The following is a 14,000-nucleotide window of genomic DNA, read 5'->3' on the forward strand; positions in this document are numbered from 1 at the left end:
TTCTTTCAGGCAGTTTGCTCGTGGGCCAGCAGCCAGCGCTTGCGATGAAGGCCGCCGCCATATCCGGTCAGCGACCCGTCCGACCCGATCACCCGGTGGCAGGGCAGGACGATGCTGACCGGGTTGGCGCCGTTGGCAAGCCCTGCCGCGCGGACCGCCTTCGGTTTGCCGATGCGCGCGGCGAGGTCGGCATAGGAAATGGTCTTGCCGCAGGGGATGCGCCTGAGTTCGCGCCAGACTTTCTGCTGGAACGCCGTGCCGCCGGTATCGGCGGCCAAGGCATCGATAGCGTGGAGATCGCCTTTGAAATAGGCGCGCATCGCGCTCGACAAGCCGCCCGGATCGCGGCGCCTGGTCAAGGTGAAGCCGGCCTTGCCGCAATAGCGTGTCAGCAATTGCAGCATCCGCGCCTCGTGATCCTCCCAATCGATGGCGCGCAGGCGGTTGCGGCCATCGGCAATGATGATAAGCGCTCCGATCGGCGTCGCGATGCGGTCGATATGCAATGCTGCGGGCTCAGGCATCGGTTCTCGCGAGATTGGCTTCGTCGGCGGCCCAGAGATGCTGTGCCGCATAGGCACGCCAGGGGCGCCAGCTCTCCGCCATCCGCAGCAAGGCTTGGGGTGTCGGGCGTTCGCCGCGGGGCTTCGTGGCGCCGCGCAGGATGCCGATGTCGCTCGCTGGAAAGGCATCGGGCTCGCGCACGACGCGCAAGGCGATGTAATGCGCGGTCCAGTCGCCGATGCCCTTGATGGCGCGGAGCTTGGCAATGGTCGCGTCAATATCGCCGCCGGCACGAAAGAGGTCCGGATCGGCCAGGGCCGCTTCGGCCATGGCGTGCAGCGTCCGGCGCCTGGCGCCTGGCATGCCGAGCGTATCGAGATCGGCGGCGGCCAATTGGGCGGGGGTGGGAAAGGCGCGGTGCAGGCTGTCGGTCCTGATGCCCTGGGGCAGGGCGCTGCCGCACAGGGAGACCAGCCTGGCGGCAAGCTGCCGGCCGGCCGCCACCGTCACCTGCTGGCCGAGGATGGCACGGATGGCGAGTTCGAATCCGTCCCAGCCGCCGGGTGCGCGCAGGCCCGGCCGGGCCGCGACCAGGGGCGCCAGTTGCGGGTCCTGACGCAGATGCGCCCCGATGAGGACGACATCGGCGCCAAGATCGAACACCCGGCGAATGCGCGCGATGATCGCCGGCAGGGCACGCACGCAGGGAAAGCGGATCATCGCCGCCAGATTGTTCCCGGCGGCATTCGGCACGATCTCGATGCTGCCGAAGGCGCCGTCGATCTCGATGCTGCGCTGGTAGACGGTGCCATTCACTGCCTCGATTCCGGGAATGGCGCGGGCGGCGAGATAGGACAGCATGAAGGGCCAGTCATAAGGCGGCCGGTAGCGCAGGCGCACGACGACACCGCTGCCGGCCACCGAGCCGGCGGCCAAGGCAGTCACCGCTTTGCGGCGCAAGGCGGAGGGCGGGCGGCCATAGAGCTTGCGGAAGGTTTCGTTGAAACGCCTGATGCTGCCGAAACCGGCCGCCAGCGCCACCTCGGCCATCGGCAGGCGCGTCTCATGGATCAATTGCTTGGCCAAGTGGATGCGCCGCGTCTGCGCCACCGCGATGGGCGAGGCGCCGAGATGCTCCTGGAACAGGCGCCGCAATTGCCGCTCGCCGATACCCAGCCTGGCGGCCAGACGGTCGACATTGTCCGCATCGCCGTCCAGGGCACCTTCGGCGATGAGGGCGAGGCCGCGGCTGACGGTGTTCGACGTGCCCGCCCACGCACCGATCGCCGGGGCGCCAATGGTTGGGGCACCCAGTTCGGGCGCAGTCTCCGGCCGGCAGCGCAGGCAGGGACGAAAGCCCGCTTCCTGTGCCGCTGCGGCACTGGGATAGAAGCGGCAATTGGCGAATTTGGCGCTGGGCGCCGGGCAGATGGGGCGGCAATAGATCCCCGTCGAGGTCACGCCGACGAAGAAGCGGCCGTCGAAGCGGGCATCCCGCGCCTTGAGTGCACGGTAGCAGACGGCAGGGTCGAGCGCCGCCGCGCCCGCTGGCGCTTCCGGCTGCTCGCTGCCCTGCCACTTGCCAGGATCGATCTGTTCCATGCGCCCATCATGCCACCGCGCGATCCGTTGGGCTCGCGGTTTTCGGACATGGTTGGCTGGAACCTCGCGCCAGTTCAATCGTCGATGATCGTATAGGGCAGGACGATCTGCGGCCCGCGCGCGAAGAGCACGCATTTCAGCTTGTCTTCGAGGCACATGCTGTTGGCGAGATTGATGCTGCCGCCGGTGCAGTAATCGGCCGACGGCGGACAATAGCTCCAGCGCGCGCTGACGCCGATATCCTCATGCATGACGACCAGGAAGGCGCCTTCCTTGCGCACCCCGCCTTGCTTGGCGAGGTATTTCTGATACTCGCCCCAAACCCTGCTGGTGATCTTGAGGGTGGCGCCGGAAGGATAGCTGAGGGATGAAGGTGCGCCGCAGGCGGCAAGAATGGAAAGCCCCGCCACCAGCGCCGCGGCGATGGACGCTCTACGCAGATTTGTCATATTGTGGTCTACCCCAATTTAAACGCGTACGGTGCCCATGCTATGCAAGCAGAATTTATTCTTCAACTGGGTATATGATCTTGACGGATAAGGCTTATGTGTGCTCGCCGGTGACGGTCGGGGGAATGCGGCGCACGCGCTCGCGATAGGAAATGTAGATGGCGCAGGCAATGAGAATGCCGACGCCGACGAAGGTCCATTCGTCGGGGAAATCGCCGAAGAAATACCAGCCGGCGGCGACCGCCATGATCATCTCGGCATAGGCGAAGGGCGCCAGCAGCGACGCCTCGGCATGGTCGTAGGCCTTGACGATGAGGAAATGGCCGAAGGTCGCGATGGCCGCCATCAGCACGAACAGCAGCCATTGTTCGAGGCTCGGCATCTGCCAGTTGAAGAGGACGGCGACGCTCATCAGCACGGCGCCGGCGACATTGGTGTGGAAGGTGGTGACCATCGCATGCGTGCGGCCCGACATCTTGCGGGTGAGCAGCATGTAGATGGCCAGCGACATGCCGGCGGCCAAGGCCATCAGCATGCCCGGATTGAAGGTCTGGAACCCGGGCCTGATGATGATGAGCGTGCCGATAAAACCGATGATGACGGCAACCCAGCGGCGGATGCCGACTTTCTCGCCCAGCACGAAGGGCGACAGCAGCGTGATGATCAGCGGCTGCACGAAGAAGATCGCCAGCGTGTCGGCGATGGGCAGATATTTGAGGCCCCAGAAGAAGAAAAAGGTGGCGCCGCACAGGAAGAGGCCCCGGAATGTATGCATGACCGGCGGGTCCGGCAGCAACCCCCGCGCCCCCACCAGCCGCCAGGCGAAGGGCAGGGTCAGCAGCATGCCGAAGAACAGGCGCGCCCAGACGATCTCGACGATGGGCAGGCCCATCCGCCCCAGATATTTCGCACAGACATCGAGGAAGGGGAGGACGCCCATGGCGCAGAGCATCAGGACGATGCCGGCGAGGGGCTTCTGGGCATGCATACGCTTCGACATCCACCGGTTACCTGCAATGGCCGGCGCGCCCGGTCCAGGTCGGCCGGCAGGATAGCGGCGCGGCGATCGAAGGTGTAGCGCCAAATCCACCCCGGAACGCCTGAAAGGAGAAGGGTTGACAGAAATAGAGCGTGTTGGTAGTAGTATTGGAGTTCCGTTTTTGTTCCATGTGTTGCGGGAGTAGTAATGACGCACCAGAGAAAGATGCGGGCCGGCTTGCTGGCTTTCCTTGCCCTCCTTCTGTTGCTCGCGGCGCGCCCGGCGGCGGCTGAGGAGTTCACCTGGGAAATCCGCGTTCTCAATGCGACCGAGATCGATCTTTCCGGTGGCATTGGGAAAGGCATCGCCGCCGAATTTGCGGCGGTGCTCGAGGCCAATCCCGGATTACGGCTGGTTCATGTCAATGTCGGCCGTGGCGGCCTGCTCAAGGAGGCCTGGGCGATCGCGGATCAGATCGCGCAACGCAAGATGGACACCTATGTCCCGCAACCCTGTGCGGCGGCCTGCACGATCGTGGTCTCAGGGGGCGTCAATCGCTATCTGCGCAAGGGCGCCAAGCTCGGCTATGCCAATTATGAGATTCCCGAGAAGGGCCCAATGACGGCCGAACAGTGGCAGACGCTCTACAAGACCGTCTTTCCGGCCGACTTCGTCGCCGAGGCGTTAGAAGCAAGACCGGATGCTCTCTGGGCGCCAAAGCCGGATGAATTGCTGGCCGCTGGCGCGATTACTGAAATCGTCAGTGGCGACAGCTTCGCGGCGTCCGGGCTCGCCAGCGGCGCGGCCGATATAGAGGCCGACCTGCTTGACCAGCGCATCTTCCGCGTGCTGAAGGTGCGCGAGCCCGAGCACTTTGCCAAACTCGTCGACAAGCTGCAGCGCGGCGCCGCGCAGGGTGTTCCGGCCGAAGAATTGCGCCGCGCCGGATTGGAATGGACCTCCGCTCTGCGGGCAAGGTACGTGCCTTATGCCGAAGATGGCGCCGTCCTGGCGTATTTCCATCACGTGCTGGTCGAGGTCGAGAACGTCGCCGCGACCAGCAAGTCCGGTTGCGTCGCTCTGTTGAGCGGCGGCCAGGTCGCCGGCGCGGAGAAAGCTATTCACCTGATACCGGAAGAACTGCGCCGGCAGGAATCCGAACTGATGGCCGATGTCTTCGAAACCGCCGATCCGGCGCGCCCCTTGCCGGAAACGGCGCGGACGGATGCGTTGTTCGAGACGGTGCTCACGCGCATGGGGCCGGATGCCGGCCTGCTTGATCATGTTGCGGAACCCGATTTCGATGCCGAAACGGGATGCAGGGTGATGGTGAGTCTCTACAGGGAGACCCTGGCCCTGCCGCCCGCCGATAGCGCCGCATTGCTGAAATCCTGGTATCTGCAGTAAAGCGCGCCGCCTCGCCCCTTCCACCCCCCTTCCACCCACTGGCCCAATCGTCTAAGAAAGCCGCGCCCCCAGCGCCCAGGCTGGGCAAAAGGCGTGTTTTCAGTGTCGGTCGGAGCAAAAAATGGCGGCGTATCAATATATTTACGTGATGAAGGGCCTTTCCAAGGTCTATCCCGGCGGCAAGAAGGTTCTGGACAATGTCTGGCTCTCTTTCTTGCCCGGCGCCAAGATCGGCGTGCTCGGCCATAACGGTGCGGGTAAATCGACCCTGCTGAAGATGATGGCCGGGATCGACAAGGAGTTTAACGGCGAAGCGTGGGCGGCCGACGGCGTTTCGGTCGGCTATCTGGCGCAGGAGCCGCATCTCGACCCCGCCAAGGATGTGCTCGGCAACGTCATGGAGGGCGTGGGCGCCACCGCGAAGCTGCTCGAGGAATTCGAGGCGGTCTCCAACGCCATGGGCGATCCGGACGCCGATTTCGATACGCTGCTGGCCCGCCAGGCGGAGCTGCAGGAAAAGATCGATGCCGCCGACGCCTGGGACATCCAGCGCACGGTCGAAATCGCGATGGACGCCCTTCGCTGCCCGCCCTCGGACGCCGATGTGACGAAACTGTCGGGCGGCGAGCGTCGCCGCGTGGCGCTCTGCCGCCTGCTGCTGTCCAATCCGGACATGCTGCTGCTCGACGAACCGACCAACCATCTCGACGCTGAATCGGTCGCCTGGCTGGAGCAGTTCCTGCATAAATATAAGGGCATGGTCGTCGCGGTCACGCACGACCGCTATTTCCTCGACAATGTCGCCGGCTGGATTCTGGAACTCGACCGCGGCCAGGCCTTGCCTTTCGAGGGCAATTACTCGGCCTGGCTGGAGCAGAAGGCCAAGCGTCTGGAACAGGAATCGAAGGCCGAAACCTCGCGCCAGCGCACGCTCGACCGCGAACTTGAATGGATCCGCCAGGGACCGAAAGCCCGCCAGGCCAAGTCCAAGGCCCGCGTCGCGGCCTACGAAGCACTGCTCGCCCAGCAGAACGACAAGGCGCAGGACACGGCGCAGATCTACATTCCGGCGGGCCCGCGCCTGGGCGATCTCGTCATCCAGGCCGAGCATCTCAACAAGGGCTTCGGCGACAAGCTCCTCATCGAGGACTTGTCGTTCCGCCTGCCGCCGGGCGGCATCGTCGGCGTCATCGGCCCCAATGGCGCCGGCAAGACGACGCTCTTTCGCATGATCACCGGCCAGGACAAGCCCGATGGCGGCTCGTTCAAGGTCGGCGACACGGTGAAGCTCGGCTATGTCGACCAGTCGCGCGACAGCCTCAGCCCGAACAAGACCGTGTGGGAGGAAATCTCCGACGGGCACGACGAAATCGAACTCGGCAAGCGCAAGATGCCGAGCCGCACCTACGTCGCCGGTTTCAACTTCAAGGGCACCGATCAGCAGAAGAAGGTCGGCCAGCTGTCGGGCGGTGAGCGCAACCGTGTGCATCTTGCCAAGATGCTGAAATCAGGCGCCAATGTCCTGCTGCTCGACGAGCCGACCAACGATCTCGACGTAGATACGCTGCGCGCGCTCGAAGAGGCGCTGCTCGAATTCGCCGGCTGCGTCGTCGTCATCAGCCACGACCGCTGGTTCCTCGACCGCGTCGCCACGCATATGCTGGCCTTCGAGGGCGACAGCCATGTCGAATGGTTCGAAGGCAATTACCAGGATTACGAAGTCGACCGTCACCGGCGCCTGGGCACCGATGCCGACCAGCCACACCGTATCAAGTACAAGCCGCTCATTCGCAGTTAAACGGCCGTATTTGATTCATATCAAGGTGCTTGCCGCCGGTTCTGGGCATGAGAAGATGAGTTTTCCGACCCGTTTTTCGTGCAGAGCGGCGGTATTGCCATGCGCTTTTCGAGCATTCTTATCGTTCTCGTCCTTCTCGGCGGTGCCGCCGCTGCCTATGTCTTCTGGCAGGAGCGGCAGAGCGAGGCAGCCCTCAAGGGTTTTGCCGTCGCCAATGGCCGCATCGAGGTCGAACGCGTGGCGGTCGCTACCAAGTACGCCGGCCGCGTTGCCGAGATTCGCGTCGATGAAGGCGATCTCGTCGTCAAGGGCGATGTCGTTGCCGAAATGGATACCGCCGAGCTGAAGGCGGACCTGGCCGAGGCAGAGGCGAACGAGCGCCAAGCCAAGGAAGCGATCGGCGAGGCCGAAGCCGAGATCGGCATCCGCGAGGCGGATCTTGAACTGGCCGAGATTGAACTGAGACGTGCCGAAACGTTGGAAAAGAAGAATGCCGGTCCGGTGGCGGAGGTCGAACGCCGCCGCGCCCAGCGCGATGTCGCCGTCGCCGCCCTGAAAGGCGCCGTCGCCGGCGTCGAGAATGCCAAGGCGGCCGCCTTGGCCGCGGCGGCGCGGGTCGAGCGGTTGCAGACCGTCATTGCCGACATGAGCCTGCGCGCGCCCACCGACGGCCGCGTCGAATACCGGCTGGTAAAGGCCGGCGAAGTACTGGCGGCGGGCGGACAGGTCGCAACCCTGCTCGATCTTGCCGACGTGCATATGGTGGTATTCTTCCCGACCGCGGTTGCCGGCCGCGTCGGGCTCGGTTCGGAAGCGCGCATCGTGCTCGATGCGGCTCCCGAATTCGTCATTCCGGCTGAGATCAGTTTCGTCGCCGCGGAGGCGCAGTTCACGCCGAAATTCGTCGAGACGAAGACCGAGCGCGACAAGCTCACCTATCGCATCAAGGTGGCGATCGCGCACGATCTTCTCGTCAGATATCGCGACTATGTGAAGGCCGGCCTTACCGGCAATGCCTATCTCAAAGTCGATGCGAAGGCGATTTGGCCCGATTTCCTCGTTACCAAATTGCCACCGCCCTCGAATCCGCCCCAGGACGCGGCCGAAGGCGGCACCAACCCGTGACGGCCCAGGCGCCCGGGCCGGCCGTGCGGCTGCGGAGCGTACAGCACCGCAACAATCGCCACTTCGCGCTGCAGGATATCGGCTTCGAAATTCCGGCGGGCGGCACGGCCGCCATCATCGGGCCCGACGGGGTCGGCAAATCGACGCTGCTGTCGCTCATTTCCGGCACGCGCCGCATACAGCAGGGCGAGATCGACGTGCTGGGCGGCGACATGCGCCGCAGACGCCACCGCAATGCCATCGCCGAGCGCATCGCGTACATGCCCCAGGGTCTCGGCAAGAATCTCTATCCGACACTATCGGTTGCCGAAAATATCGATTTCTTCGCCGGTCTCTTCGGTCTCCATGGCGCGGCGGCGCGGGCGCGGCGCAATCGGCTGCTGGTGGCAACCGGCCTCGATCCCTTCCCGGACCGGCCGGCCGGCAAGCTGTCCGGCGGCATGAAGCAGAAGCTGGGCCTTTGCTGCGCGCTCATTCACGAACCCGATCTCCTCATTCTCGACGAGCCGACGACGGGTGTCGATCCTTTGTCGCGGCGCCAGTTCTGGCATCTCATCGACGAAATCCGGGCCGAGCGGCCGGGCCTCACCCTCGTAACCGCCACGGCCTATATGGAGGAGGCGGCGCGCTTCCAGAATCTCATCGCCATCGATGCCGGCCGCCTGCTGGCGGCGGGGCCGACGCAGCAGATACTGCGCGACGCGGGGGCACCTACCCTGGAAGAAGCATTCGTCGCCCTGCGCCATCGTGCCGGCCTTTCGAGCGTGGCGGCGGCGAAGATTGCCCTGCCGCCGCGCCGGCTGCATGACGGGCCGCCAGCGATGGAGGCGATAGAGCTGACCTGCCGCTTTGGCGATTTCGTCGCCGTGGACAAGGTGAGCTTCCGCATCGAAACGGGCGAGATATTCGGCTTTCTCGGTTCCAACGGGTGCGGCAAGACGACGACGATGAAAATGCTGACCGGATTGCTGCCTGCCAGCGGCGGCACGGCCAGCCTGCTGGGCAAGCCGGTGGCGGCGCAGGATCCTCAGTCGCGGCTCAATATCGGCTATATGTCGCAGAGCTTCTCGCTCTACGAGGAGCTTTCGGTCCGCGCCAATCTCGACCTGCATGCCAGGCTCTATCAGGTGCCGCGTGCCGAACTGGCGGAGCGCGTCGCCGATGCGCTCAAGCGTTTCGATCTCGAGGAAATTGTCGAACGGCTGCCGCGCGACTTGTCGCTGGGCCAGCGCCAGCGCCTGCAATTGGCGGCGGCCTGCCTGCACAAGCCCAAGGTACTCATTCTCGACGAGCCGACGTCGGGCGTCGATCCGGAGGCGCGCGATGCCTTCTGGCAGCAGATCGGGCACCTGGCGCGCGAGGAAGGCGTGACCATCTTCGTTTCCACTCATTTCATGAACGAGGCGGCGCGTTGCGACCGCATTTCCTTCATGCATCGGGGGCGCACTCTGGCCGTCGGCAGTCCTGCGGAACTGGCCGGCAGATATGGTGGCGGCGATCTCGAAGAGGCTTTCGTCAAGCTGATCGAATCGGATGAAGGGACGCCGGCGTCCACCTCGGTGCGGGCGGGAAGCGCGCGCGCCGAAGAAGCCGCCGTGGCGACGACAAACGCCCTGCGCCGCATCTTCGTCTTTGCCCGCCGCGAAGCGCTGGAACTCAGGCGCGACACGGTGCGTCTGGCTTTCGCCCTGCTGGCGCCGCTCTTCCTGATGATCTGCTTCGGCTTCGGCATGTCCTTCGATGTCGAGGATCTGCGCTATGCCGTGCTCGACCGCGACCGGTCGCTGGAAAGCCGTACCCTGATGGAAGGGTTCGGCGGCTCGCCTTATTTCACCGAAACGCCGCCGATCGAGGATTTCAACGCGCTCGACCGGCGCCTGCGTTCCGGCGACGTGCAGGTGGCGGTCGAGGTGCCGCCGGATTTCGGCCGCGACCTGCTGCAGGGACGCACGCCCCAACTCGGCGTCTTCCTCGATGGCAGCTTTCCCTTCCGCGGCGAGACCGCGCGGGGCTATGTCCAGGGCATCGCGCTGCGCCAGGCGATGGAGCGCGCGCGCCAGACCATCGGCAAGTTCCCCGATCCCACGGCCTACGAGCTGGTGCCGCGCTTCCGCTACAACCAGGACTTCAAGAGCGTCGTTGCCATCGTTCCCGGTATCATGATGCTGCTCCTGGTGCTGATTCCCGCCATGCTGACCGCTCTTGGCGTCGTGCGCGAGAAGGAACTCGGCACCATCGCCAATCTCTACGCCTCGCCCGCCGGCATCGGCGAATATCTTGTCGGCAAGCAATTGCCTTATATAGGCATCGGCTGCATCGCCTTCCTGCTGATGACGCTGGTCGCCATTCCCGTTTTCGGCATCTACCCCAAGGGCAGCTGGCTTGCACTCATGCTGGCCGTGCCGCTTTACCAGGCGGCGACGACCGGGTTCGGCCTGCTTATTTCGGCCTTCTGTTCCAGCCAGGTAGCGGCCCTCTTCGCGGCCTCGATCATGTCGGTCATTCCGGCGGTCAATTTTTCCGGCCTGCTCTATCCGACAGCGACCCTTGAAGGGGCCGCGAAATGGATCGGCCTCTGCTTTCCCGCCTCCTGGTATCAGACGGTGAGCCTCGGCGTCTTCACCAAGGGGCTGGGCTTTGCCGCATTCGGCAAGGAATATCTCGTGCTGGCGGCTTTCGGTGCCGGCTTTCTCATTCTGGCGCGGCTCTGCGTCTCGAAGCAGGAGCGCTGAGTCATGGCGACACCGTCTTCTTCACGCTGGTTCGTCAACGTCTATCGCCTGGGCCTCAAGGAGATGATGTCGCTGGCGCGCGACCCCGTTTTGCTGGGGTTGATGATATTCTCCTTCACTTTCTCCATCTATTCCGTGGCGCATGGCGTGCGCACCGAGGTTCGCAACGCGGCGATCGCCGTGGTCGATGGCGACGGTTCGCAACTCTCGCGCCGGATCGTCGAGGCATTGCAACCGCCCTACTTCCTCGAACCTCAACTGATCGATCGCGGCGCGGTCGATGCAGGCCTCGACCGCGGTCTCTTCACTTTCGCCCTCGATCTGCCGCCGGGCCTGGAATCGGACCTCGCCGCGGGGCGCGAGCCGACGATCGGCCTTGCCGTGGACGCCACGGCCATGACTCAGGCCGGCGTGGGCACAACCTATATCAGCAATATCGTAGATCGCGAGATCACCGCCTTTCTGGAACAGAGCGATACGGTCTCTCTGGTGCCGGTCGAAGTCGTGATCCGCGCCTATTTCAATCCCAATCTCGATTCCACCTGGTTCATGTCGGTCATGCAGGTCGTGGAGAATGTGACGATCCTTTCCATCATCCTGGTAGGTGCCGCCGTCATCCGCGAACGCGAGCGCGGCACCATCGAGCATCTGCTGGTCATGCCGGTGACGGCCAGCGAGATTGCCGTGGCGAAGATCTGGGCCAACGGCCTCGTCATTCTCATTGCCGTCGGCCTGTCGCTGCACTATGTGGTGCAACTGCTGCTGGGCGTGCCGATCCTGGGGTCGATACCGCTCTTTCTGGGAGCCACGGCGATCTACCTGTTCGCAACGACGGCGCTGGGGGTGCTGCTGGCTACGGTCGCCAATTCGATGCCGCAATTCGCCATGATGGCGATCCCGGTCTTCGTGGTGATGAATCTGCTCTCCGGCGCCACCACGCCGCTTGAATCCATGCCGGAATTCTTCCAGGTGGTGATGAAGGCGCTGCCCTCGACGCATTTCGTCGGGGCCTCGCAGGCCGTGCTCTATCGCGGCGCCGGTGCCGACATCATCTGGCCGCAAATGGCGCTGATGGCCGGGCAGGGAGGCGTGTTCCTGGCGCTGGCCCTGCACCGCTTCCGCGCCATGCTGGCCAGGCAGAGCTGAGGGGTGTTTCCATCTAGCGCCGGTTCTTCCTGTCCTTGAAGCGGGGGGCCACGCCAGGACGGCCGGCGCTGGAGCGGGCGCGCGGACGCCCTTCACCGCTGGCAGGCAGGGGCTTGCCGGCGGCATCGAGGCCGCCTTTTGCACCGCCCAGCGTGGTCGGGATTTCAAGGTCGATCGCTTCCAGGCGCTTGATCTCGTCGCGGAAGCGGGCGGCTTCCTCGAATTCCAGATTGCCCGCCGCCTCGCGCATCTTCTTCTCAAGCTCCGCCAAGGTCGCCTTGAGATTGTGGCCGAGCAGATGCTTGTCACCCAGCACACCGGTATCGACCGTCACGTGATCGGATTCGTAGACCGATTGCATGATGTCGCCGATATTCTTCCTGACCGATTCCGGCGTGATGCCGTTGGCGGCGTTATAGGCCTGCTGCTTCTCGCGGCGCCGGTTGGTCTCGGCCAGCGCATAGTCGAGGCTGTCGGTCATCCGGTCGGCATAGAGCAGCACGCGGCCGTCGAGATTGCGCGCGGCGCGGCCGATGGTCTGGACCAGGCTGGTGCGCGAACGCAGGAAGCCTTCCTTGTCGGCGTCGAGGATGCAGACCAGGGCGCATTCGGGAATGTCGAGCCCTTCACGCAGCAGATTGATGCCGACCAGCACGTCGAAGGCGCCGAGGCGCAGGTCGCGGATGATCTCGATGCGCTCCAGCGTTTCGACATCGGAATGGATATAGCGCACCCGCACGCCGGCCTCGTGCAGATATTCGGTCAGATCCTCCGCCATGCGCTTGGTCAGCGTGGTGATGAGCACGCGCTGGCTTTTCCTGGCGGCCTCCTTGCATTCGGCCACCACGTCGTCGACCTGGGTCTCGGTCGGGCGCACGATGCAGACCGGATCGATGAGGCCGGTCGGGCGGATGACCTGTTCGACGAAGACGCCGCCGGTCTGCTTCAGCTCCCAGCTGCCGGGTGTTGCCGAAACCGAGATCGTCTGCGGGCGCATCTGCTCCCACTCCTCGAATTTCAGCGGCCGATTGTCCATGCAGGAGGGCAGGCGGAAGCCATATTCCGCCAGCGTCGATTTCCGGTGCCAGTCGCCCTTGAACATGCCGCCGATCTGCGGGATCGAGACATGGCTTTCATCGGCCACCAGCAACGCATCGCTCGGCAGATATTCGAATAAGGTGGGCGGCGGCTCGCCGGGCTTGCGGCCGGTGAGATAGCGCGAATAGTTCTCGATGCCGGCGCAGACGCCCGTGGCCTCGATCATCTCCATGTCGAAATTGACGCGCTGCTCCAGCCTTTGCGCCTCGAGAAGCTTGTTTTGATCGTTCAAATCCTTCAACCGGTCCTTCAGCTCCTCGCGGATCAGTTTTACCGCCTGCTGCAAGGTTGGCTTGGGTGTCACGTAATGGCTGTTGGCGAAGATCTTGATCTCGGGCAATTCCGCCGTCTTCTGACCGGTCAGCGGATCGAATTCGACAATGGTCTCGATCTCGTCGCCGAACAGCGACAGGCGCCAGGCGCGGTCCTCCAAATGGGCCGGAAACAGTTCCAGCACATCGCCCTTGATACGAAAGGTGCCGCGGAAGAAGGCGGTCTCGTTGCGCTTGTATTGGAGCTCGATGAGCTTCCTTACCAGCGTGTTGAAATCGACGATGTCGCCGGGCTTCAGCGTGATGGTCATGGTCGAATAGGTTTCCGGCGCGCCGATGCCGTAGATGCAGGAAACCGACGCCACGATGATGACATCGCGCCGCTCGAACAGGGCGCGCGTCGCCGAATGGCGCATGCGGTCGATCTGCTCGTTGAGCGAGCTTTCCTTTTCGATATAGGTGTCGGTCCGCGGCACATAGGCCTCGGGCTGGTAGTAATCGTAGTAGCTGACGAAGTATTCGACCGCGTTTTCCGGGAAGAAGCTCTTCATCTCGCCATAAAGCTGGGCGGCCAGCGTCTTGTTGGGCGCCAGCACCAAGGCCGGGCGCTGCACCGCCTGGATGACATGGGCGATGGTGAAGGTTTTGCCTGAGCCGGTGACGCCAAGCAGCACCTGGTCGCGTTCATGCGCGTTGACGCCCTCGATCAGCTCCGCGATCGCCTGCGGCTGGTCGCCGGCCGGGCGGTAGTCGGAAACGAGCTTGAACGGCCTGCCCGGCAGCTGTTCCGTGGCGCGGATCGGACGTTCCTCGATGACGGGGTCTGGCATCAACGGTTTCATAGGCGCTTTATAGAACGAAAGGGGAAGGCGGGGTAGAGATATGATC

General features: G+C 64.1%; 10 protein-coding genes. 5 read left to right on the forward strand and 5 right to left on the reverse strand.

Annotated elements, in window-relative coordinates:
• Positions 1 to 5 precede the first annotated feature (5 nt).
• The 4 genes from ogt to ACE3TY_RS13960 all read right to left on the reverse strand — a co-directional run bounded on the left by ogt (position 6) and on the right by ACE3TY_RS13960 (position 3,555).
• A complete protein-coding gene (gene ogt / locus ACE3TY_RS13945; RefSeq protein WP_374653930.1) occupies positions 6 to 524 on the reverse strand; it encodes a methylated-DNA--[protein]-cysteine S-methyltransferase in 519 nt (172 codons plus the stop codon).
• A complete protein-coding gene (locus tag ACE3TY_RS13950; protein WP_374653932.1) occupies positions 517 to 2,106 on the reverse strand; it encodes a DNA-3-methyladenine glycosylase 2 family protein in 1,590 nt (529 codons plus the stop codon). The genes ogt and ACE3TY_RS13950 overlap by 8 nt, the downstream gene beginning before the upstream one ends.
• A 74-nt stretch (positions 2,107 to 2,180) precedes the next feature.
• Positions 2,181 to 2,555: a hypothetical protein gene (locus ACE3TY_RS13955; protein ID WP_374653934.1), complete on the reverse strand. Its 375-nt coding sequence runs from the start codon at positions 2,553 to 2,555 to the stop codon at positions 2,181 to 2,183.
• Positions 2,556 to 2,649: 94 nt separating this feature from the next.
• Positions 2,650 to 3,555, reverse strand: coding sequence for a DMT family transporter (locus ACE3TY_RS13960; protein ID WP_374653936.1), 906 nt, complete (start codon positions 3,553 to 3,555; stop codon positions 2,650 to 2,652).
• 186 nt (positions 3,556 to 3,741) lie between these two features.
• Here ACE3TY_RS13960 and ACE3TY_RS13965 point away from each other — a divergent pair, with 186 nt between their 5' ends.
• The 5 genes from ACE3TY_RS13965 (at position 3,742) to ACE3TY_RS13985 (ending at position 11,742) form a co-directional block, all read left to right on the forward strand.
• Positions 3,742 to 4,941 carry a hypothetical protein gene (locus ACE3TY_RS13965; RefSeq protein WP_374653938.1) on the forward strand — a complete coding sequence of 400 codons (1,200 nt, stop codon included), beginning with the start codon at positions 3,742 to 3,744 and terminating at the stop codon, positions 4,939 to 4,941.
• A 121-nt stretch (positions 4,942 to 5,062) separates the two neighbouring features.
• Positions 5,063 to 6,739: an energy-dependent translational throttle protein EttA gene (gene ettA / locus ACE3TY_RS13970; RefSeq protein ID WP_374653940.1), complete on the forward strand. Its 1,677-nt coding sequence runs from the start codon at positions 5,063 to 5,065 to the stop codon at positions 6,737 to 6,739.
• A 99-nt stretch (positions 6,740 to 6,838) separates the two neighbouring features.
• Positions 6,839 to 7,864 (forward strand): HlyD family secretion protein, encoded by a 1,026-nt coding sequence (locus ACE3TY_RS13975; protein ID WP_374653942.1) that lies wholly within the window; start codon positions 6,839 to 6,841, stop codon positions 7,862 to 7,864.
• A complete protein-coding gene (gene rbbA, locus ACE3TY_RS13980; protein ID WP_374653944.1) occupies positions 7,861 to 10,596 on the forward strand; it encodes a ribosome-associated ATPase/putative transporter RbbA in 2,736 nt (911 codons plus the stop codon). Before ACE3TY_RS13975 ends, rbbA begins: the two co-directional genes overlap by 4 nt.
• Positions 10,597 to 10,599: 3 nt before the next feature.
• Positions 10,600 to 11,742 (forward strand): ABC transporter permease, encoded by a 1,143-nt coding sequence (locus ACE3TY_RS13985; RefSeq protein ID WP_374653946.1) that lies wholly within the window; start codon positions 10,600 to 10,602, stop codon positions 11,740 to 11,742.
• A gap of 13 nt (positions 11,743 to 11,755) precedes the next feature.
• On the opposite strand, the gene uvrB is transcribed toward ACE3TY_RS13985, so the two are convergent.
• Positions 11,756 to 13,942, reverse strand: a complete 2,187-nt coding sequence (gene uvrB / locus ACE3TY_RS13990; RefSeq protein WP_374653948.1) for an excinuclease ABC subunit UvrB — start codon at positions 13,940 to 13,942, stop codon at positions 11,756 to 11,758.
• Between the last annotated feature and the right edge of the window lie 58 nt (positions 13,943 to 14,000).

Source organism: Dongia sp., from assembly GCF_041918875.1.
In the GTDB taxonomy this organism is placed as follows: Bacteria; Pseudomonadota; Alphaproteobacteria; order Dongiales; family Dongiaceae; genus Dongia.

Excerpts from the sequence above, each read along its gene's own strand:
- ogt (WP_374653930.1), bottom strand. The coding sequence starts at position 524 with ATGCCTGAGCCCGCAGCATTGCATATCGACCGCATCGCGACGCCGATC.
- ACE3TY_RS13950 (WP_374653932.1), bottom strand. The coding sequence starts at position 2,106 with ATGGAACAGATCGATCCTGGCAAGTGGCAGGGCAGCGAGCAGCCGGAA.
- ACE3TY_RS13955 (WP_374653934.1), bottom strand. The coding sequence starts at position 2,555 with ATGACAAATCTGCGTAGAGCGTCCATCGCCGCGGCGCTGGTGGCGGGG.
- ACE3TY_RS13960 (WP_374653936.1), bottom strand. The coding sequence starts at position 3,555 with ATGTCGAAGCGTATGCATGCCCAGAAGCCCCTCGCCGGCATCGTCCTG.
- ACE3TY_RS13965 (WP_374653938.1), top strand. The coding sequence starts at position 3,742 with ATGACGCACCAGAGAAAGATGCGGGCCGGCTTGCTGGCTTTCCTTGCC.
- ettA (WP_374653940.1), top strand. The coding sequence starts at position 5,063 with ATGGCGGCGTATCAATATATTTACGTGATGAAGGGCCTTTCCAAGGTC.
- ACE3TY_RS13975 (WP_374653942.1), top strand. The coding sequence starts at position 6,839 with ATGCGCTTTTCGAGCATTCTTATCGTTCTCGTCCTTCTCGGCGGTGCC.
- ACE3TY_RS13985 (WP_374653946.1), top strand. The coding sequence starts at position 10,600 with ATGGCGACACCGTCTTCTTCACGCTGGTTCGTCAACGTCTATCGCCTG.
- uvrB (WP_374653948.1), bottom strand. The coding sequence starts at position 13,942 with ATGCCAGACCCCGTCATCGAGGAACGTCCGATCCGCGCCACGGAACAG.